Here is a 21,134-nt window from a genome sequence, read left to right on the forward strand (position 1 = left end):
TTTTGCTAAACAAAATAATTTTTGCAGACACTCCTTCTACGCAAGAAAAGTTAAAAAAAGTCAACACTTAGTTAAATTTAATTTTCCACATATAGCAAAAGCCTTTATGCTGCATTTTCAGGCTGCTTTTTCTTAGGTGCCGACGCAGGTAGTTTGGGAGAGAAAGACTTTAGAAACTAAACTACACTGCTAAACATATGGCAGTAAGCCCATTTTCATTTGAAAAATACGAGCGATGCTCTGCGCTTTTTGTTTTGCTTCTTCTGCTTTCTTGCCACTAAAGAGTGCATCTACTGTTGCTTTAAATAAAGCTATCCATTTATCAAAATGTTCTCCTGTTACAGGAAGGCGCAGGTGCTTCGGGAAAGGCTGCCCTTTATAGGCCATAGTGCCAAAAAGCACAGAACTCCAGAAGTTATACATAACGGGCAAATGATGCTCCCAATCGACCTGAGCAATTTCGTTGAAAACAGGAGAAAGCAATGCATCATGATTTACATGATCATAAAATGTATCTACCAGTTGCTTGATATCGGCTTCGTTTTCCAGGTCTTTCATCGCTTGCAGAGAATAGGTATATGCCATAAGGCTAATGTTTTGCAGATATGAATGCAAGTATACAGGTAAGACTATTGCGATGAAATGATTTTTGTCAGTTGTGGTATTACAGCATACGCAGGGCTGGCACAGCAGCCTGTACCGTGGATGTTAGAAGAACAGGAATAAATGCGGCAAAAGTTAAACGAAAGGACATAAAAAATCCTTCGAAAGAGTGGTGTCTTAGCGAAGGATGGTTGGTTAAAAATAAGAAATATTATCTTCTGCTATAGCCTTTCAGGCGGTTCAGGATCAGTAACAAACGACGGTTAATTTCGCGCTCTTCTACCGGGGTGCATTGTGCTGTTATATCAGCAGGAGCCTGCAATTTTTTCTCTAACGTTTTAAGGTTTTGCAGATAACTTTCGAGTGTTGTATAAGACACATTGCTATAAGCTGTGTCGGTGCTGTTTTCCTTTTTCTTATACTGTAGATTTATTGCTTCTGCTATCTCGCTGTTTATAAGTTTAGTAACATCTGCGTCTGTTGTGATCTCCTGCTGAGATACCTTCTTCTCTATGTTCTCCAGTAAGCTTCGGATGTCTAGTTGTTTCATCATATCAATTAGTAAGTGTTAATTGAATATAGTAATAAATTATTTAAAAGGCAAAGTAATGTTATATTTATTGATGTATTGTTAATATAACATGACTATCATGTCCATGCCTGAGCCGTTAGCTGAAATTAGATTTCAGCTTTGAAGTAAACATAACATGAAATTAATCTTAGGCTGTTACGCTAAACAGAAAGATAATAATACAATTACTTACGCTTAAAAAAGCTCTTCTCCGACGCGGGTAAGCTCACAAGATATCAATTGCCGTACTACAAAAAGTATACTTCTATTTACAGAACTGTGTTACGGTTTAGGGCGAAAAATTAACCTGTAAAATCACCGGCTCCTGGTAGCTAAATGCAGTGTGCAGGCAGGTACAGGAGACACATGTTTTCAGCCTGTCCCTGTCTTTCCTGTATAACTATAAATCTACATGTGTAGCGTGCATAAGGTTGGTTCTGTGTAATTTTGACCCTTTAGTTTTTATACAAAATAATATGAATAACCGTTCCGGGCAAAAGCATGATCCTTATGCCGTATTAAGAATACCCGATTTTCGATTATATGTTTCTGCCAGGCTATGCATTACACTGGCTATGCAAATACAGGCTGTCATAGTTGGCTGGCAGATCTACGATATTACAAAAGACCCACTTTCCTTGGGATTGATAGGACTTGCCGAGGCGATACCATCGATCTTCGTCTCGCTCTACGCCGGTTATGTAGCAGATAAAATTCCGAGGAAGAAAATTATTCTGGTGGTAATATCGGTTCTGCTGTTATGCTCTACACTACTGCTTTTCTTTACTTTGGATATAAGTAATATATTGCTGCTCTACGGGGTGCTCCCGATTTACGGCATTATATTTTTAAGCGGAATAGCCAGGGGATTTATGAGTCCGGCTGTTTTTTCTTTTATGCCGCAATTAGTAACCGGCAAACAACTATACGCCAATGCTATAACCTGGAGCAGTACAACATGGCAGGCTGCTTCGCTGGCCGGGCCAGCTATAGGTGGCCTGATCTACGGTTTTTATGGAATACAGGCAGCCTATGCCACAGACGCATTGCTGGTATTGCTTTCGCTGCTTGCTTTCTCCCTGATTGGAGCCAGGCCTTTGCCCGAAGATATTAACCCTCAAAATCTGAAAGAGAGCTTACGCACTGGTATACAATTTGTCTTTGGTAATCAGATTATACTTGGTGCCATATCCCTGGATATGTTTGCCGTACTTTTTGGAGGAGCTGTAGCTTTGCTTCCGATTTTTGCCTCCGATATTCTGCTGATCGGGCCTCAGGGACTCGGATTTCTGCGTGCTGCTCCGGCTGTTGGATCGGTTATAATGGCGGTGTTCATGGCTTACCGCCCTGTAACTATACAAGCCGGTAAAAAGATGCTATGGGCAGTGGCCGGTTTCGGGGTATGTATTGTGTTGTTCGGCTTATCCACCAGCTTCTGGTTTTCGCTGCTGCTGCTGGCCTTGAGCGGGGCTTTTGACAGTATAAGCGTGATCATACGGTCTACACTCATTCATACTCTTACACCTGAGTACATGAAAGGGAGAGTGTCGTCTGTTAATAGTATTTTTGTTGGTTCTTCGAATGAGATTGGTGCTTTCGAATCTGGATTTACAGCCAAAATAATGGGAGTAGTGCCTGCCGTAGTATTTGGCGGAGCCATGACGTTGTTTGTGGTGGGCGTAACGGCTTTTAAAGCAGACAAACTGCGGAGTCTGGATTTAACCCCGGATGCGGAACTGGCCTGATAAAAGCTTCATGAGCAGCCAGGGCCTGTAATATGTTTACAAGCTCTGGCTGCTCATGAAGCTTTTATTTAAAGTTATTTAGAAGCTGCTGCCTCTTTCGAATTGCTTTGGGCTTTATTTTTAGTAGCCTGTCTTGGTCGGCTGTTTCCAAATGTGCCTTTTGAGATTTTGCCTTTTTTAGTTTTTTTATCTCCTTTTCCCATAAAAATCAGTTTAAAATAGTTAAATGGTAAGTATCCCTTACGGGTAAAGCGTGGCAACAGGTTTTAAAAAATGTTGTTGTTGCTTATGCCAATTTAAAAAATCATTACCTGAAATAAAAGAGGTAAGGCTACCGAAAATTAAATGCAGGCAAATAGTAGCACTTCCTGTTTATTGCTATGGCAGGCTTTATTGCCAAACAACTCTTTAGCGGGGAAAAAGCCTGAGAAGCAAGTATGACTCCATTCTTCCTCTATATTTTCTAATTCTGAATTTGGTGAGGCGCTATAGCCGTCTTATCTGCTCCAGATGCAACTAAGGCCTTCGAAAAAAGGTTAAGTATGTGTAACTTTACATGTTAAACTAAAGCAAAAAAATAGCTTAGCCGAATGCCTGTTTAAAGGTTGAAAAGGCAAAAGCTACTGTCTGTATGGCAAAAATTCCTGATTATAACCTCGACGAACTCGACGCCCGCCAAAATATTATTATAAAGGGAGCTCGGGTGAATAATCTTAAAAATCTGAGTGTGGCGCTGCCACGCAATAAATTTATAGTAGTTACCGGCCTTTCCGGTTCCGGCAAGTCTTCGCTGGCATTCGATACATTGTATGCCGAAGGCCAGCGCATGTATGTCGAAAGCTTAAGTTCTTACGCACGCCAGTTCCTGGGCCGTATGGATAAACCTGAGGTAGATTATATCAAAGGCATCAGTCCTGCCATTGCCATTGAGCAGAAGGTAAGCATCAAGAACAACCGTTCTACCGTTGGCACCAGCACCGAAATTTACGATTACCTGAAGCTGCTCTATGCCCGTATCGGTAAAACCTATTCCCCGGTTTCAGGGCAGGTAGTGCAGAAAGACACTGTGGCAGATGTGGTAGACTTTATCTTTTCTCTGGAGGACGAGGCGCGTGTGATGATTCTGGCACCGCTGCATTTGCAGACCGATCGTACGCTGGCAAAAGAGCTGGACCTGTTGCTGCAGAAAGGATACTCCCGTATTTATGCTAACGGTCAGGTATACTTTATCGAAGAGCTGCTGGAAAACGGGCAGGACCTAGGTAAAGAAGTTTATATTCTGGTTGACAGAGCTGTTATTTATAAGTCTGATGAAGACCTCGCGTTCCGTATCGGCGACTCGGTGCAAACAGCTTTTTACGAAGGCCATGGCGAGTGCCGCGTCATTTATGGAGAGCAGGAGCGGGTGTTTTCTGATAGATTCGAACTGGACGGTATGGTGTTTGAAGAACCGTCGGTTAACTTCTTCAGTTTTAACAATCCATACGGTGCCTGCCAGACTTGCGAAGGTTTCGGTAGTGTGCTTGGTATTGATCCCGATCTGGTAATTCCTGATAAAAGCCTTACTATTTACGAAGGAGCCATAGCCCCATGGCGTTCCGATAAAATGAATGAGTGGGTGCAGCCCCTGCTGAAAAATGGTATTCGCTTTGATTTTCCTATTCACCGGCCTTATAGCGAGCTTTCAGAGGCTGAACAGGAACTGCTATGGACAGGCAACAAATATTTTGAAGGCCTGAACGACTTCTTTAAACACCTACAGTCGCAGACACACAAAATACAGTATCGCGTGATGTTGTCGCGTTACCGTGGCCGGACCACCTGCCCCGATTGTAAAGGCTCCCGCCTTCGCAAAGATGCCGGCTATGTAAAGATTGATGGCAAAAGTATAACGGACCTGGTGCTGCTGCCGATTACAGAAGTGCTGCCATTTTTTGAAAACCTGCAGCTTTCAGAACATGAGCATAAGGTTGCAGATCGGCTGGTAGTGGAAGTTGCCAACCGCTTAGGCTACCTGAACCGCGTGGGCTTAGGCTACCTTACGTTAAACCGATTGTCAAATACATTGTCGGGTGGCGAAAGCCAGCGCATTAACTTGGCAACTTCTCTGGGTAGCGCATTGGTGGGGTCTATGTATATTCTGGATGAGCCAAGCATAGGCCTGCATCCGAAAGACTCTGAGCAGCTGATTGGGGTGCTGCGTTCGCTGCAGGAAATTGGCAATACCGTAATTGTGGTAGAGCACGAGGAGGAAATGATGAAGGCGGCGGATCAGCTTATCGATATTGGTCCTGAAGCTGGTTCTGGCGGCGGTAACCTCATGTTCCAGGGTTCCTTCGAAGAGATGACACAGACAGCCGAAACCTATACCGGCAAGTACCTGAGCGGTAAAATGGAAGTGCCCGTGCCTGCTGAGCGGCGTAAGTGGCGTAATGCCATAGAGATAGTCGGAGCAAGAGAGAACAACCTGAAGAACCTGACGGTTAAGTTTCCGCTGAACGTGCTCACAGTAGTAACAGGTGTCAGCGGATCAGGAAAATCGACTCTGATCAAGAAAATACTTTTTCCGGCTATGCAAAAGCTGCATGGCGCAACTGCCGAAGCAACAGGCAAATTCGATAAACTACAGGGCGACTATAGCAAAATTGAGCATGTGGAGTTTGTGGATCAGAACCCGATTGGCAAATCTTCCCGTTCAAACCCGGTAACTTATGTTAAGGCCTACGATGCTATCCGTACCTTGTATGCTGATCAGCCTTTGGCCAAATCGCGTGGGTTTAAACCGTCTCACTTCTCTTTCAACATTGAAGGAGGGAGATGTGAAGTGTGCCAGGGAGAGGGGCAGGTAAAGATAGAAATGCAGTTTATGGCTGATATCTTCCTGACCTGCGAAAGTTGCAACGGGCAACGGTTCAAGCAGGATGTGCTTGATATCAAGTACAAAGAAAAGAGTATTTCGGAGGTGCTGGATATGACCATTGCCGATAGCATTACGTTTTTTGCCGACCAGCCTAAAATTGTGGAGCGTTTAAAGCCGCTGGACGATGTGGGTTTAGGATATATCCGCCTGGGGCAGTCGAGCAATACATTGTCCGGAGGAGAGGCGCAGCGTGTAAAACTGGCGTCTTTCTTAACCAAAGGTGCTACTTCGCATCATGAGAACATTTTGTTTATTTTTGATGAACCCAGTACAGGACTGCACTTCCACGACATCAGTAAACTGCTGAAAGCCATTAATGCATTAATTGAGAATGGGAATACCGTTGTGATTATAGAGCACAACATGGATATTATTAAATCGGCTGACTGGTTGATTGACTTAGGGCCTGAAGGTGGAAAAAACGGAGGTAACTTATTGTTTACAGGTACTCCGGAGGAAATGGCTAAGCTGGAAAATAACGACACTGCCAGGTTCCTGAAAGAGAAACTATAAATTATTTATTTTTAAACAAACTGTAAGACAGCCGCAGAAATACTTCTTCTGCGGCTGCTTTTTGAAAGGTAAGTAATTCAGTAGTCGGTGCTACCAGAATACACTGCGCACCGAAATGATGTCTAACGTTTTATAGCACGAATTTAAAAGGTAAAATAGCAGCCTCTATTAGAATTTACTATTTTTGCCGTACATCAGCTAGTGAATTTGTAATCAACTACTAAAAATATTTAGAACATGAGAAAGAAAATCGTTGCAGGTAACTGGAAAATGAATAAGACCTATGAAGAGGCGCTTTCGCTGGTATCGGAAATAGATAACATGGTGAAAGATGAAGTGAACGGCGATGTAACTGTAGTCGTAACACCTCCATTTCCATACCTGCAGAGTGTAGGCAAATTAACTCAGGGCAACGATAAAATGTTCCTGGCTGCTCAGAACGTGAGCGAGCATGAAAGTGGTGCCTACACAGGCGAGGTTTCTGCCGCCATGTTAAAATCTGTGGGAGTAGAGTACGTAATTATTGGCCATAGCGAGCGCCGCATGTACCACCACGAAGATGACCAGACGCTCTATAAAAAAATGAAGGCTGCTATTGCACATGGACTAAAGCCGATTTTCTGCTGCGGCGAACCCCTGGAAGAGCGCGATGCCGAGCGCCACTTCGAGTATGTAGGAAAGCAACTGAAAGAGAGCGTATCATACCTGAGCAACGAAGAATTCGACCAGATAGTAATTGCCTATGAGCCAATCTGGGCAATCGGTACAGGTAAAACTGCTACTTCAGATCAGGCACAGGAAATGCATGCTTATATTCGTGAGCAGCTGTCGCGCATGTTCGATGCCGAAGCGGCTTACAATTGCACTATTTTGTACGGCGGTAGCTGTAACCCGGGTAATGCGAAGGAAATCTTCTCTAAAGAAGATGTAGACGGTGGACTGATAGGTGGAGCATCGCTTAAGTCGAGAGACTTTTTAGATATAATCAAGTCTTTCTAACACATAGAATTTCTTAAACAAAAAAGGCTGCCGATGAATTTTCGGCAGCCTTTTTTGTTTAGTAATGACTATATTTGAATAAAATCTAATTTCATGCTGATTTATATTACTATTCTACTAAAGTTAATCACTTTTTTTGATGTATCAGCTTTAGAATCAACTGATAAGCCAGTTGTAGCAGAGCAGGATTACTGTAAAATTTATGGCGCAGTATACCTGGAGCGGGACCCTAAATATAAGAATAGTGCTGCTTATACCGTTTTTCTGGGTGAAGAGGAAGCCTTTGCTAACTTGGTGGTTTTTAAGGAGAACAACAAGCTGTTTGCAGATGTAACCGGCACCTGGTACATCACTCCGAACAAAGCTTTTGCTGATCATGTGCTTTTTGTGACCGAGAATCGCAATCTGGCCCAATTTACCGTTCATTTTACCCAAGTGCGCTCCCTTGCCGGGTGTCGCGAATAACACATACCCATGGATTTTATAGAAGTAACCTTAAAGGTTGATGCTGATTTTGCCGATATTCTTACGGCTGAATTAGGAGAGTTAGGCTTTGATGCCTTTGTTGAAACAGAAGATGGATTTAGTGCCTATGCCGAAGAAGCAAATTTTTCGCAGGAAGAGCTGGATGAAATGCTGGAGCGCTACAAAGGTTTAGTGGAGGTAAGTTATACCACCCAAAAAATTGCACGCCAAAACTGGAACGAGGAGTGGGAACGTAATTTTGAGCCTCTTTTTATTGCCGGTCAGGTGTCGGTGCGGGCTTCTTTTCATGAAGCTCCTGCCAACGCAACTTACGACATTGTTATTAACCCTAAAATGTCTTTCGGCACAGGCCACCACGAAACCACTACTCTGATGATCGAGAACCAGTTAACGGTAGATCATGAAGGCAAACGTGTGCTGGATATGGGATGTGGAACGGCCATTCTGGCTATCATGGCAGGTAAGCTGGGTGCATCTGAAATTGTGGGTGTGGATATTGAAGACTGGACCGTAGAAAATGCGCGGGAAAATGCCCAGATAAATGCTTTTCCGGGTATAGAAGTGCGATTAGGCGGGGCCGAAACCATTGCCGGAGATGAGCCTTATGATATAGTTCTGGCCAATATAAACCGGAATGTTTTACTGGAAGATATGCCCGCTTATGTTGCTGTTCTAAAGCCACAGGGCCGGCTTCTGTTAAGCGGCTTCTATACCGAAGATCTGAGCATCCTTCAGGATAGAGCAAGCAAACTAGGATTAAAGTATATCTCCCACCGAGTAAAGAACAATTGGGTGTCTGCCATTTTTCAGGCAAACTAACTATTGTGTACCAGCACCAAGTACCATGAAAACACTTTTACCACTCTTATTCCTCCTGATATTTTTTACAGCACAGGGGCAAAACAAACTTTCTAATGAGCCGGCTGCCTTTGTAGGCGATGCCAAAACCCTTCTTGTGACCAGCAAAGTAAGCGAAGCAGAAAAGCTGGCATCGGAGCTGGAGGCAGTTTGGAACAGCAACAAATTAAGCCAGAAGCAGCAAAAGCAGGTGATTGATATCGCTCAGCTGATACAGCGTAAGCGCCTCCCGGTTAACCCATACATGGGCTATTACTTTCAGATAGTAACAGCGTCTGTTAGCAAACACAACTTGCCTGGAAGTGAATTAGACAACCTGTTGCAGCTGGTTGCAAAAGTTGTGGAGGATGAAAAAGGAACTAATCTGGAGCGCTTTATGAGCACCAGCAGCCTGTTCCTGAGCACTGGTAAGCTTTTCGAAAGCAAGAACTATAAACTGTATGCTACAGGCGGCTCATTTAGCTTTGTGCATGCAGGAAATGCTTCCGGTAAATCAGAAGATAGTGCTACGGGAGCAAGTGAGTGGGATAACTTTTCTTGGGATGATGAAACAGCACCGGAAGAATCTATTGATGATGGCTGGGGAACTCCAGGGGACAAGCCTGCAAAAAAGATAGATCCGAAGGTAGCGGAGCAGAAACGCAAAGAAGCTATAAAGCAAAGCTTTATTCCGGTTCAGCCGAAGGTCTACGGGCCGGTTATTAAACTCGAAAATGTAAATCTGACGATCGTAACTGCATACGATTCAACTTCTGTGCAGAAAACTAGCGGACAGCTGATGCCGGCTCAATACCTGTTTGTTGGAGAAGGAGGGTCATACGAATGGGAAGCTATTGGTAAGCCTGCTTCTGCAATTTTCAGGAAGTACAGCTTCGAAATCCGGACACCTGCTTTTAAAGTGCCGGATGTTACCTTAAGCTATCCTGCCACACTCGAGGCGTCTGTTGAAGGAGGCTTTGAGTTCAGGAGCACCAAACGGAACAACAAAGGCCAGAAAGAATATCCTCGCTTTGCTTCTTTTACCAACGATGCTAAAATGAAGAACCTGGGTAATAACATAGGCTACAGAGGCGGTTTTACTTTGGTAGGCGATAGAATTGGTAGCCGCCCACTCGATGGCAGCTTGTCTGAAGTAGTGGTTTCGCATAATGGGGAACGTAAATTCAGATCTAAGTCTCACAATTTCAACTTAAGCGACTCTACCTTTACCGCTTCCCGTGCTTCTATTGTGCTTTATCAGAAGAAAGATTCTATTACACACCCGGCCATGCAGCTTCGATTCTCTAAAGCGCAGAATGAGCTGGTGCTCTCAAAAGACAAAGGAAGCTATAAAAAAACGCCTTTTTTCGACACCTATCATAAAATGGAAATTACAGCAGAGCGGCTGCAATGGAACTTAAGCTCACCTGAAGTACACTTTATGACAGTAAGTGCCAACACTTATGTGCCGGTGCAGCTGGAGTCTACGCAATACTATTCTAATAACCGCTATCAGCAGCTCATAGGTGTAGCCACTTTTCATCCGCTGCAGGTAATTGTTTCTCATGCCGCTAAAACCAAGAAAATGGAGTTTTACGCAGCTGAGGTAGCCAGTACCAGCAAGATTAATGAAGCGGCGATAAAGGAAGCCGCTAAAAACCTGGCTTACGATGGTTACTTAAGTTTTAATGGCGAAACAGGTCATATAGCTTTAAAGCCCAAAGCTTTGCATTATGTGGGAGCTTCCCACAAAACAATAGATTACGACCACCTGGTAATTAAATCTATTGCCCCATCAGGTAAAAATGCCACTCTTAACCTCAACGACAACAAACTGCTTGTGCGCGGGGTTGATAAGATCACCTTCAACAACGATTCGGTTAGTGTTTATGCCAAGCCTGATAGTGGCATTGTAAGGGTATTGAGTAAGCGGGATATAGAATTTAATGGGCAGGTGTTTGCAGGCCGGTTGGCTTTCAGAGGTACTCAGTTCCTGTTTAATTACGATGATTTTATGATCGACATGCAGAAGCTGGACACTGTTGCCCTGATGCAGACCAACCGGCGTCTGGCAACAAAGCCTCTGTCGTTGGAACAGGTGCTTACGAGCAGGTCGGGCAAAATGTCAGGCAAACTTTACATCAACAAACCGAATAATAAATCCGGCAAAGAAACATTCTCAGATTACCCAAAATTTGATGCTCCACAAGGGGGGCAGGTAGCCTTTAGCAAGCCAGGCGTGTTGGGTGGAGCCTACGATAGTACGGTATACTTCGATATTCCTCCTTTCAAAATGGATAGTTTGAGTACAGGTAAAAGTGCTGTTGCCTTTGACGGAACCTTTAACTCAGGGGGGATTTTTCCGCCTATCAAAACAAAGCTTACCCTGATGCCAGATAAAACGCTGGGCTTCTACTATCAGCCTTCCTCTAACGGCTTACCAGCCTATGGCGGTAAGGGCATGGTATACGATACCATTATGATGAGCTCCAGCGGTATACAAAGTAAAGGTAGGATTAAATACTTGGCGGCTACTTTAGAGGCTCCTGATTTTACCTATTACAAAGAAGCCGTTACGACCAAGTCTGGCACAAAGGCTACTATAAAGGAGGGTGGAAGTGCCAGCTATCCGGTTGTGGATGTGCCTTCGTATGAGTTAACATGGCTGCCGAAGCAGGATACCATGTATATAGTGGCGGCAAAGGAGCCGATGCAGGTATACAAAGAGCAATACAAATTTAAAGGTACTGCAAAACTGGCACCTGGAGGCTTGTATGGAAGCGGAGAGTTGAGCAACCCGACAGCCAGCATTGTTTCGCCAGCACTTCAGTTTAAGGAAAGAAGCTTTTCCGGCAACCACGCCCAGATGACGGTGAAATCAGATGTGGAGGGTAAGGCCGCTATAAAAGCACAGGACGTGGCCATTGCCTATGACCTTTCCAAAAACAACGTTGAATTTTCCAGTGAGCAGAAAGGCGTAGCCAGTATTGAGTTCCCCAAGGCTCAGTATAAAACATCTATGACAAGTGCTTTCTGGGATATTGCCAAGCAGAAGGTAAGTCTGAAGGCTGATGCCCAGAACGGAAACAATTATTTCTACTCAATGCACCCACAGCAGCACGGGCTGCGCTTTAAAGTGGCAACAGGGGAGTATGATCTGAAAGAGAATATTATCTTGGCAGGTGGTGTGCCTTACATTTCTGTTGCTGATACCTATGTTGTGCCCGATAGCGGTAAGGTAGTGGTAGCTGGCGATGCCACTATCAAAACACTGCGCAATGCCCGCGTAATGGCCGACTCTCTGCAGCAGTTCCACAAGCTGTATGCCGGTAACATTAATGTGCTTTCCCGTAAAGCTTTTAAGGGAGAGGCGCTTCACGATTACTATAATGCCGGTACCGACTCCTTTAAATTAAAGTTCTCCGACTTTATGTATGGCTTGCCGGAGTACCAGGATGAGAAGTATAAGAAAAAATTAGAGAAAGAAGAGGCTCGCTTTTATACCTATGCTTCTGCCAATGTTAACGAGGCTACACCTTTTTACATTTTCCCGAGGGTGTTGTACCGGGGTAAGGTAACCATGCATGCCTCCAAACAACACATGGATTTTGCCGGAGATCTTAAACTCAACTTTATGGGTGGAGAAGGTGCTTCAGACTGGTTCCCATACAACGTGAGTACCTTTAACCCTGCTGATGCGCGAATTCCGATCATTAACGCGAAAACTGCCAGCGGAACGCCTTTATACATAGGCCTGCATATAGCTAACGGTTACTCCAGTATCTACAACACATTCGTTTCTAAAAAGCAGCATGAAGAAGACCTGGATCTGTTTGTGGTGAACGGCCTGCTGAATTACGACAAAGACTTAAAAGAATTTAAGATAGGTGGAGAAGAGCGTGCTTACGGAAATGCTTATGAGGGTAATCTGCTCAAGTTTAATGAGGCAACAAAAGCAATTACTTTTGAAGGCAAGATGAATCTGGTAAGGCCAACGAAGCACTTTAACCTGGAAGTGGCAGGAAGTGGCAAAGCCAACGTAGACAGCAGCCTGTATAACCTGGATGCTTTTATGGCTTTTGATTTGGAGGCTCCTGCACAGGCACTTACATTAATGGCAAAAGGTATTGCCGGCAATGCAGGCGGTTCGGCAGAAGCTTTAGACAGAAGCGAAGAACTGCTCTTTAAGCTGGGTGAATTTGTTGGCGATAAGGATGCGCGCAAGTATAAAGCCGAGGCTGCTGTTGCTCCGGTTGCACTGCCTAAGTTCTCAGGCAGGTTTGCCCGCAGTATGGTTTTTAGTGAGGTAAACCTGCAGTGGTCTGCCGAGCATAAAGCCTGGTACAGCGTTGGTAAACTGCACCTCTCTAACATGCTGAAAGAAGACGTAAATGCGCAACTGGACGGGTATGTGGAGCTCTATGAAGATGCTAACGGTGAGCCAGTGGTAAACATGTACATTCAGGCCGATCCTTACACCTGGTATTATGTCAGCCATTACGAAAACGGGCTTACGCTGGCATCGTCTAATGCTGAGTTTAATAAGGCTGTGCAGAAAGCCAAGGCAAAGGGTAGCCGAGGTGCAAAATATGGTGTGTATCCAGGCGAACCAATTGAGAAGAACCAGTTTATGGAGCACTTCCAGAAGAGCTACCTGAAGGGGAAAGAAGGATTTAAGGCAGCAACTGATCAGCCCAGTTATGATGCTGCTCCCTTAGATGCAGGTGCAGACGACCCAAAAGATCAAAAAGACAAGAAAAAGAAGAAAAAGGGAGATCCCTTCGGAATAGAGGAGTAAAGCGATTCGTATAACCAGTAGTAAATATTAGTACGTATATAAGGAAAGATGTATAGTTTTAGAATTTAAATTAACTTCTTGCTATATTTGGACTTGTTTTGTTATATAAATTTGTAGCTTGGCGAAGCATCAACAGCTTGCCACAAGCTTAAAGAGATACTGCTTTTGTACATGGAATTACTGATTATTGCTATACTTTGTGTTGCTGCTTATCTGATAGGCTCTATCCCAACAGCTGTCTGGCTTGGGAAGGCGTACTATGGGATTGATATACGCCAGCATGGTAGCGGGAACTCAGGCGCTACCAATACTTTCCGGGTGCTGGGTAAGAAGCCAGGCACTATCGTTATGTTGATCGATATTTTTAAAGGATGGACAGCCACATCGTTAGCGGGTTTCCTGATTATTTTCGATCTGATAGAGCCTGGCAATCTGATTATATTTCAGCTGATACTGGGAGCTTTATCGGTTGTAGGTCATATTTTCCCGATCTATGAGCGCTTTGTAGGAGGTAAGGGAGTAGCTACTTTATTGGGAATGATGCTGGCCATTCAAACAGAAGTGGCTTTAATGTGTATCATCATTTTTGTAATTGTGCTGCTTACTTCCAAATATGTTTCCTTAGGCTCTATGATAGCAGCGCTGGCTTTCCCGATTCTGTTGTTGTTGCCACGCTTCAGCCCTGAGAGCCCTATCTTGATTGTGTTTGGGTTTATACTTTTTGCTGTTGTAGTGCTTACACACCGCAAAAATATTAATCGCCTGCTGCAGGGCGAAGAAAGTAAAGCCAACATTAAATTAGGCCGGAAGAAGTAGTTATAAAACGATTTGCAGGAGTAACAACTCCTTTATAAAGCCACCCTTGCAGAAGAGGGTGGCTTTTTTTGTACCTTTATGCAAACTAATTACGCTGTTTATGAACCAATATATCTCCGAAAACCAGAATCGCTTTGTAGATGAACTGCTGGACATGTTGCGCATTCCTTCGGTAAGTGCCGATGCCAAGTTTAAGCAGGATGTAATACGTACGGCAGAATTTGTAAAACAGAAACTGGAAGAAGCAGGAGCCGACCAAGTAGAACTATGTGAAACAGCCGGCTATCCGGTTGTCTATGGCGAGAAAATAATAGACCCTGCTTTGCCTACTGTGCTGGTGTATGGGCACTACGATGTGCAACCTGCCGATCCGTATGAACTCTGGGCCTCGCCACCTTTTGAGCCTGTTGTGAAAGACGGCAAAATATATGCGCGTGGTGCCTGCGACGACAAAGGCCAGATGTATATGCATATAAAAGCATTTGAAGTGATGATGCGCAACAACAGCCTGCCCTGTAATGTTAGGTTTATGATTGAAGGGGAGGAGGAGATTGGCTCAGTTAACCTTGGCACTTTCGTAAAAGAAAACAAAGAAAGGCTGAAAGGCGATGTAATAGTTATTTCAGATACAAGTATGCTGGGCAACGAAACACCATCCATCACAACGGGTTTACGTGGGTTAAGCTATGTAGAAGTAGAAGTGACAGGACCTAACCGCGATCTGCATTCAGGTATGTACGGTGGTGCAGTGGCTAACCCTATTAATATCCTGTGCCAAATGATTGCTTCTTTGCATGATGAGAACAACCACATTACCATTCCTGGTTTTTACGACAATGTGCAGGAGCTAAGCAGCGAAGAACGCGAAGAAATGGCCCGCGCACCCTTTAACTTGCAGAAGTATAAACAAGCGCTGGATTTAGGTGATGTGCACGGTGAAGCAGGTTACTCTACCATGGAGCGTACTTCTATCAGGCCTACACTGGATGTGAATGGTATCTGGGGCGGTTATACAGGTGAGGGTGCCAAAACGGTTATTGCATCAAAAGCCTATGCCAAAATCTCGATGCGCCTGGTACCAAACCAAACGGCAGATGAAATTACAGCAAAGTTCCAGAAGCATTTTGAGAATATTGCACCTGCCAGTGTAAAAGTAGTGGTAAAACCTCACCATGGAGGAGAGCCTGTTGTAACACCCACTAACTCTGTTGCTTACCAGGCTGCTGCCAAAGCTTACGAAGCAACTTTTGGCGTAAAACCGGTTCCGGTACGTAGCGGTGGGTCTATTCCGATTGTAGCAATGTTTAAGTCGGAGCTAGGGCTTGACTCAGTGCTAATGGGCTTTGGGTTAGATTCAGATGCAATTCACTCGCCAAACGAAAGCTTTGGCCTGTTTAACTTTATGAAAGGAATAGAAACCATTCCGCTGTTTTACCAGCACTTTACCGAAATGAGCAGGTAGCCTCGCCTTTACAGTTAAAAAGGAGGAGTTGTGAATACATGGCTCCTCCTTTTTATTTATAAACCAGCAGGTTGGAAAACAGGCATAAGAAAACCTAAGGATAGTTGCCATGCCATATTGCGCTGTGCCGCATCCTGCGTAGAAATAGAACGGAGGCCGCCGGTATTGCGGATGGATATAAAGAAGCCATTATCCATGATAAAACCGGCACCTACAGCATAACCATAGTCAAACCTTTTGAAATCGGCTGTTGAAAAGTCTTGCCTGCCTATTACGGTAGGTTCTGTACCTCCTGTGCTGTTAAGGCTAACTCTGTTTACATCGCTACCTGCATGCAGCAAATACCCCAGGTACGGACCTGCTTCCAGGAAAAGACCAAATCGTTGTACCCTAATCAGTAGCGGAAGCTCCAGGTAATTGAAGTTTACATCTCCGGCATACATCTCGTTCTGGCCTACAAGCTGGTTGTTGTAGATAAAGCCTTTCCGGCTGTAGAGTAGCTCTGACTGAAAGGAGAGGGAAGAGACAAAATCGAAGTTGTAAATAATGCCGGCATGTAAACCAGCCTTGTTATCGATGGAAGCGGAAGACACATCACTTCCGGTAATAGTTGTATAACCTCCACCTACCTTAGCCCCAAAGCGTGAATACTGAGCATACGAAGAGGCGGTGGCAGATAAAAGTATCAGTAAAAGTAAAATTTCCTTTTTCATAGTTAGTTAAGAGTTAGGGCTGGTGGTCAGGCAAGCTGCAACATCCTGTTTCTTAACTTTTACTAGAACAAGCATAAAATTGTTGAAATATTTAAGCTTTAAAAGAAAAGCCAGCCCTGGCTAATCCGGAGCTGGCTTTTCTTTTAAACCGAAACTAAGGTCGTTTTATCTGGAAGGGAGGGTAAAACCCAATGTCAGCATAAAGACAGAATGACGTGCGTTTTTAAGTTCACCACCAAAATAATCTGACGGAGCGTCGCTGGCAAAATCGCTGAAGCTACCGCTATAGCGTACACCAATGCTCATACCATTAGCTCCCAGGCCTAATCCTGCAGCGTAGCCAAGTTCAAATTTATTTAAGTCGTCTGTGCTTCTTTCTGAAGTAGTGCTGCTGCGTTCCTGCCCGTTAATAAAAGTTTGGGATTTGTTATTAACATTGATCAGGTATGATGCCTGAGGTCCGGCCTCGAAGTATAATGGGCCTGCCTTGATTTTAGCTAAAACAGGTACATCTAAATAGTTGTAGTTCACTTTACCTGTGCGTCTAACATTGCCCAGCAAAATATCAGTATACTCTTCGTCTGCCAGTTTAAAACCTTTGTTTGAATAAAGAACTTCTGGCTGTATCGATAAAAAGTCGCTTATGATGCCAAAGTTCATAGTGATACCGGCATGAAAGCCTGCCTTATTGTTAAACTGGCTTTCGTCGCGCAGATCGCCTGACAGATTAGACAAGTTGGCTCCGCCCCTGATGCCAAAAGTTGACTGAGCTTGTGCGGTATAAGCAGCCGCAACAACAAAAATGAATAGCAATAACTTTTTCATAACTTTTAATTTAAAATTTAAGGGTTTTATACCTGCTATATAAGCGTGTTTACATGAGTTTTGCATGAAAAGCTGAAAGAGATGCTTGTGGTATTTTTATGCTCTTGTTGTTAGAATATTAAGTATGTGTTTTTACAACATATTATACGTGTAAACAGGCTTTTTCCTTCAAACTACATGCAAATGTTCGGTTAACATTCTGTTATATTAGCAAAGTATGTATAGAAGCTTTCTATATAGTTTGGCACACATACAAAAACCCGACCAAAAGGCCGGGTTTTCGAAAATTAGTTTTATCTTGTACTAATGTGTTGTTAATTCTTATCTGCCTGAGAACATAAAGCCCAAGGTAAACATGAATATGTTTTGTCTGAAGTTGGCGCTGTTATCAGTTACATCGTCGGTAAAGTAGCCATTATAGCGTACGCCTATGTTAACGGCCTGTGTTGCATTAAAGCCTATACCAGCAGCATAACCTATAGTAGTACGTTGGATTCTATCTGTGTCTATAGTAATATCCGGAGCACCGTCTGTGGTTATAACACCACCAACTCTGAAAGATGCCTGAGGGCCTGCTTCAAAGTAAAGCGGACCTGCGTTTATTTTAGCAAGTACAGGAATATCGATGTAAGGGATTCTATAATCTTGAGGTCCTACTGATGCCCCTTTTCTGGAATACAACACTTCCGGCTGAACAGCAAAGAAGTCTTCCACAACAGGAATGCTGTAAAACAAACCGCCATGGTAGCCCCATGCTCTGCTTAAATCATTTGAATTGGAACCTGAAAAGCCTGTATAGTTAGCTCCTAATCGAACACCTACCTGAGCTTGTGCCTCTGTGGCAACTCCTGCTAGTAGAGCAAACATTAATAATAAAAAACACTTTTTCATAGTAGTAATAAGTAGCTTGTTTAAAATTTTACATATATCAGGCCTTCGGGTGTTTCTTTTACACTGCCTGATGTATGCCTATTACGCAGTATTTTAAGAAAAGTATAAAATTAGGCAATCTTTTATGCCTGTTGTGGCTCCGGTAAATTAGCAGGAATTACTATATATGAAAATGCAGAAGCAGCAGCTAAAACAGCTGCTGCTTCTATAAGCTGCCTATTTTCAGGTTTTTATACCTATATAGATTTTAGCTGGCCCACCCTTCGCGGTCCAGGCTTCTGTATTGAATGGCTTCTGCTAAATGTTCAATTTTTATTTCCGGGCTGTCGGCCAGATCTGCAATTGTTCTGCTTACTTTCAAGATACGATCATAGGCTCGTGCAGATAAACCTAAACGTTCCATTGCTGTTTTCAAAAGTGCTCTGCCTGCCTCGTTAATCTGGCAGATATCTTTTACCATCTGCGATGGCATCATGGCGTTGGAATGAATGTAGTTGATTTCTTTGAAGCGTTGCACCTGTAGATCCCGTGCACGCACTACCCGCTCACGTATGGTGCGACTGTCTTCGGCTTTACGGGTTGCTGTCATTTCATCGAAAGTAACAGGAGTTACCTCTACATGCAGGTCAATCCTGTCTAATAAGGGGCCGCTTACTTTGTTCAGGTAACGCTGCACAATGCCTGGGCCGCACACGCATTCCTTCTCGGGGTGATTGTAAAATCCGCACGGGCACGGGTTCATGCTAGCCACCAACATAAAGTTAGCAGGAAAATCGATCGTTGTTTTAGCCCTGGATATAGTTACCCGCCGCTCTTCCAGTGGCTGCCGCATTACCTCCAGTACGGTACGTTTAAACTCGGGCAGTTCGTCGAGAAACAGAACGCCATTATGCGCTAATGAAATTTCGCCGGGTTGTGGTATGCCGCCGCCACCCACTAGGGCTACATCTGAAATGGTGTGATGGGGCGAGCGGTAAGGCCTTGTAGAGAAAAGCGAAGCCGCCTCTCCTAGCTTGCCGGCTACCGAGTGTATTTTTGTGGTTTCTAAGGCTTCGTGCAGCGAAAGAGGTGGCAGAATGGAAGGCAGGCGCTTAGCCAGCATCGTTTTACCAGCTCCGGGAGGTCCGATCATAATCACATTATGTCCTCCGGCAGCTGCAATCTCTAATGCTCTCTTGATGTTTTCCTGGCCCTGTACATCGGCAAAATCGGCTGCGTACTGGTCTACCGTTTCTTCAAAAATATCGCGAGTGTTTACAACCAGGGGCTTTATATCTACTTTGCCATCCAGAAAATCTATGGCATCTTTTATGCTTTCCACACCTATAACATCCAGGTTGTTCACGATGCCTGCCTCGCGTGCATTCTGTGCCGGAAGTATAAAGCCTTTATAGCCTTCTTTGCGTGCCTGAATAGCAATAGGAAGTACACCTTTTATAGGGCGTAAAGAGCCATCGAGCGACAGCTCTCCCATAATAATATAGTTTTTTAGGTTATCGGCAGCCATCTGACCTGATGCTGCCAGTATGCCCATGGCAATAGTTAAATCGTAGGCGGCCCCTTCTTTGCGAATATCGGCAGGAGCCATGTTTATAACTACCTTTTGGCGTGGAACTTTAAAGCCGTACTGTTTCAAGGCAGACTCGATGCGCTGTTCTCCTTCCTTAATGGCATTATCAGGTAAACCTACCAGGAAATATTTTGTACCTGCGCTTACGTTTACTTCTACAGTTATGGTATAAGCATTAACGCCTTGCACGGCGCTACCATACGATTTAATCAACATGTGTTTACTTATGGGGTTTACGTGCGGGAACACACTAAGACGCTACAAAGTTCTACTCTATAGGTTTGAAGCTGCAGTAATGTAGAGATTATCTTCTTAGCCCTCTTCTGAACATGGTGTTTAGCACCGCGAATGGAGTAGGTCTAGATGAATGTTTGCTTCTCCAACTGCTGTTCTATCAGCAGAATCAGGATATGGATTACCTTAATATGAACTTCCTGAATGCGATCTGCGAAACCCTGGTGCGATACACGGATCTCAACATCGCAGAGCGAAGCCAGCTTTCCACCGTCTTTGCCTGTTAACCCAACCACTTTCATGCCTTTTTCACGGGCTGCTTCAGCAGCTTTCAGCACATTGGCAGAGTTGCCGCTGGTGCTTATGGCAAGTAAAACATCACCGGTATTACCAAGGGCTTCTATGTAGCGGGAGAAAATATGGTCGTAGCCATAATCGTTGCTTACACAGCTAATGTGGCTGGCATCAGATATAGCAATAGCCGGAATGGCTTTGCGGTTCTGCCGGTAACGACCAGTCAGTTCTTCAGCAAAGTGCATGGCATCGCACATAGAGCCGCCATTGCCACAAGATAATATTTTGCCGCCTTCTCTTACTGCCTTTGCCATGGCAAAGGCAGCCTGTTCTACAGCTGTTAAATTATTGGTATCGGAAATAAAAGCAGCCAGCGTTTGCTGTGCCTGTACAAGTTCAGCGAGAATGGTAGAAATCATGCTTTCTTAAAAGCTTGCTTCGGCTTCTTCGGCTCTGGCAAACTTATAGTTATTGTTTCGGAACTCCTGGCGCGAATCATACAAATCCGCTTTAAGCTCGTTAATTTTTAGTTGTTGCAAGTGTTGCTCGTGCTTGAGTGATGTCACATACAAATAATTCACCAGCAATTTGGCAATTAGTAGCGCAGCTCCGGCACCAGCTATAATCTTGTATAATAAGATTGTTTGTTCTTCATTGGAAATGGAAAAAGTTGTGTTTTCATTTAACAAGGTAGATAATAAGAGGGCAGAGAATATAACATAACTCCATACCACCAGATTTAAAAATGTTCTTAGAAATTTCATTTTTGAATAATAGGGTTTGTTTGTTATTCCGGATTCGGATAAATCTAAAAAAATAATATGATTATTCCGAAGTCCTGCCTATTATTTTTGGCG

Annotated in this window: 17 protein-coding genes; 8 read left to right on the forward strand and 9 right to left on the reverse strand. The window is 44.0% G+C overall.

Features of this window, described 5'->3' with window-relative positions:
• Positions 1 to 189 precede the first annotated feature (189 nt).
• Entirely contained in the window at positions 190 to 585 is a 396-nt protein-coding gene (locus C1N53_RS19415) for a group III truncated hemoglobin (protein WP_240773285.1), read from the reverse strand.
• Positions 586 to 814: 229 nt separating this feature from the next.
• Positions 815 to 1,156, reverse strand: coding sequence for a hypothetical protein (locus tag C1N53_RS19420; RefSeq protein ID WP_240773286.1), 342 nt, complete (start codon positions 1,154 to 1,156; stop codon positions 815 to 817).
• A 494-nt stretch (positions 1,157 to 1,650) separates the two neighbouring features.
• Between C1N53_RS19420 and C1N53_RS19425 the strand changes: the two genes are divergently transcribed.
• Positions 1,651 to 2,919, forward strand: a complete 1,269-nt coding sequence (locus C1N53_RS19425) for an MFS transporter (RefSeq protein WP_137760898.1) — start codon at positions 1,651 to 1,653, stop codon at positions 2,917 to 2,919.
• A 74-nt stretch (positions 2,920 to 2,993) separates the two neighbouring features.
• Here the strand turns inward: C1N53_RS19425 and C1N53_RS19430 are convergent, their stop codons facing one another.
• Entirely contained in the window at positions 2,994 to 3,122 is a 129-nt protein-coding gene (locus C1N53_RS19430) for a 30S ribosomal protein THX (RefSeq protein ID WP_137760899.1), read from the reverse strand.
• A 428-nt stretch (positions 3,123 to 3,550) separates the two neighbouring features.
• Between C1N53_RS19430 and uvrA the strand changes: the two genes are divergently transcribed.
• The 7 genes from uvrA (at position 3,551) to C1N53_RS19465 (ending at position 15,750) form a co-directional block, all read left to right on the forward strand.
• On the forward strand, positions 3,551 to 6,352 hold the full coding sequence (gene uvrA, locus C1N53_RS19435; protein WP_137760900.1) for an excinuclease ABC subunit UvrA: 2,802 nt from the start codon (positions 3,551 to 3,553) through the stop codon (positions 6,350 to 6,352).
• Between the two features lie 237 nt (positions 6,353 to 6,589).
• Positions 6,590 to 7,351, forward strand: a complete 762-nt coding sequence (gene tpiA / locus C1N53_RS19440; RefSeq protein WP_137760901.1) for a triose-phosphate isomerase — start codon at positions 6,590 to 6,592, stop codon at positions 7,349 to 7,351.
• A 93-nt stretch (positions 7,352 to 7,444) separates the two neighbouring features.
• Complete coding sequence (locus tag C1N53_RS19445; protein ID WP_137760902.1) at positions 7,445 to 7,816, forward strand: DUF6150 family protein; 372 nt, start codon at positions 7,445 to 7,447, stop codon at positions 7,814 to 7,816.
• A gap of 9 nt (positions 7,817 to 7,825) precedes the next feature.
• Complete coding sequence (gene prmA, locus C1N53_RS19450; RefSeq protein ID WP_137760903.1) at positions 7,826 to 8,656, forward strand: 50S ribosomal protein L11 methyltransferase; 831 nt, start codon at positions 7,826 to 7,828, stop codon at positions 8,654 to 8,656.
• Positions 8,657 to 8,681: 25 nt separating this feature from the next.
• Positions 8,682 to 13,472 (forward strand): hypothetical protein, encoded by a 4,791-nt coding sequence (locus tag C1N53_RS19455; RefSeq protein ID WP_137760904.1) that lies wholly within the window; start codon positions 8,682 to 8,684, stop codon positions 13,470 to 13,472.
• A gap of 171 nt (positions 13,473 to 13,643) precedes the next feature.
• Entirely contained in the window at positions 13,644 to 14,288 is a 645-nt protein-coding gene (gene plsY, locus C1N53_RS19460) for a glycerol-3-phosphate 1-O-acyltransferase PlsY (RefSeq protein WP_137760905.1), read from the forward strand.
• Positions 14,289 to 14,388: 100 nt separating this feature from the next.
• A complete protein-coding gene (locus C1N53_RS19465; protein ID WP_137760906.1) occupies positions 14,389 to 15,750 on the forward strand; it encodes a dipeptidase in 1,362 nt (453 codons plus the stop codon).
• A gap of 56 nt (positions 15,751 to 15,806) precedes the next feature.
• Here C1N53_RS19465 and C1N53_RS19470 read toward each other — a convergent pair whose 3' ends face one another.
• The 6 genes from C1N53_RS19470 to C1N53_RS19495 form a co-directional block, all read right to left on the reverse strand.
• Entirely contained in the window at positions 15,807 to 16,463 is a 657-nt protein-coding gene (locus tag C1N53_RS19470) for a porin family protein (RefSeq protein WP_137760907.1), read from the reverse strand.
• 165 nt (positions 16,464 to 16,628) lie between these two features.
• Positions 16,629 to 17,288, reverse strand: coding sequence for a porin family protein (locus C1N53_RS19475; protein ID WP_137760908.1), 660 nt, complete (start codon positions 17,286 to 17,288; stop codon positions 16,629 to 16,631).
• 321 nt (positions 17,289 to 17,609) lie between these two features.
• Positions 17,610 to 18,179 carry a porin family protein gene (locus C1N53_RS19480; protein ID WP_240773287.1) on the reverse strand — a complete coding sequence of 190 codons (570 nt, stop codon included), beginning with the start codon at positions 18,177 to 18,179 and terminating at the stop codon, positions 17,610 to 17,612.
• A gap of 247 nt (positions 18,180 to 18,426) precedes the next feature.
• A complete protein-coding gene (locus C1N53_RS19485) occupies positions 18,427 to 19,965 on the reverse strand; it encodes a YifB family Mg chelatase-like AAA ATPase (protein ID WP_137760909.1) in 1,539 nt (512 codons plus the stop codon).
• A 143-nt stretch (positions 19,966 to 20,108) separates the two neighbouring features.
• On the reverse strand, positions 20,109 to 20,696 hold the full coding sequence (gene lpcA, locus C1N53_RS19490) for a D-sedoheptulose 7-phosphate isomerase (RefSeq protein ID WP_137760910.1): 588 nt from the start codon (positions 20,694 to 20,696) through the stop codon (positions 20,109 to 20,111).
• A 6-nt stretch (positions 20,697 to 20,702) separates the two neighbouring features.
• Positions 20,703 to 21,041 (reverse strand): hypothetical protein, encoded by a 339-nt coding sequence (locus C1N53_RS19495; RefSeq protein ID WP_137760911.1) that lies wholly within the window; start codon positions 21,039 to 21,041, stop codon positions 20,703 to 20,705.
• Positions 21,042 to 21,134: the final 93 nt, after the last annotated feature.

Origin of the sequence: Pontibacter sp. SGAir0037 (genome assembly GCF_005491705.1) — a bacterium.
Taxonomy (GTDB): domain Bacteria; phylum Bacteroidota; class Bacteroidia; order Cytophagales; family Hymenobacteraceae; genus Pontibacter.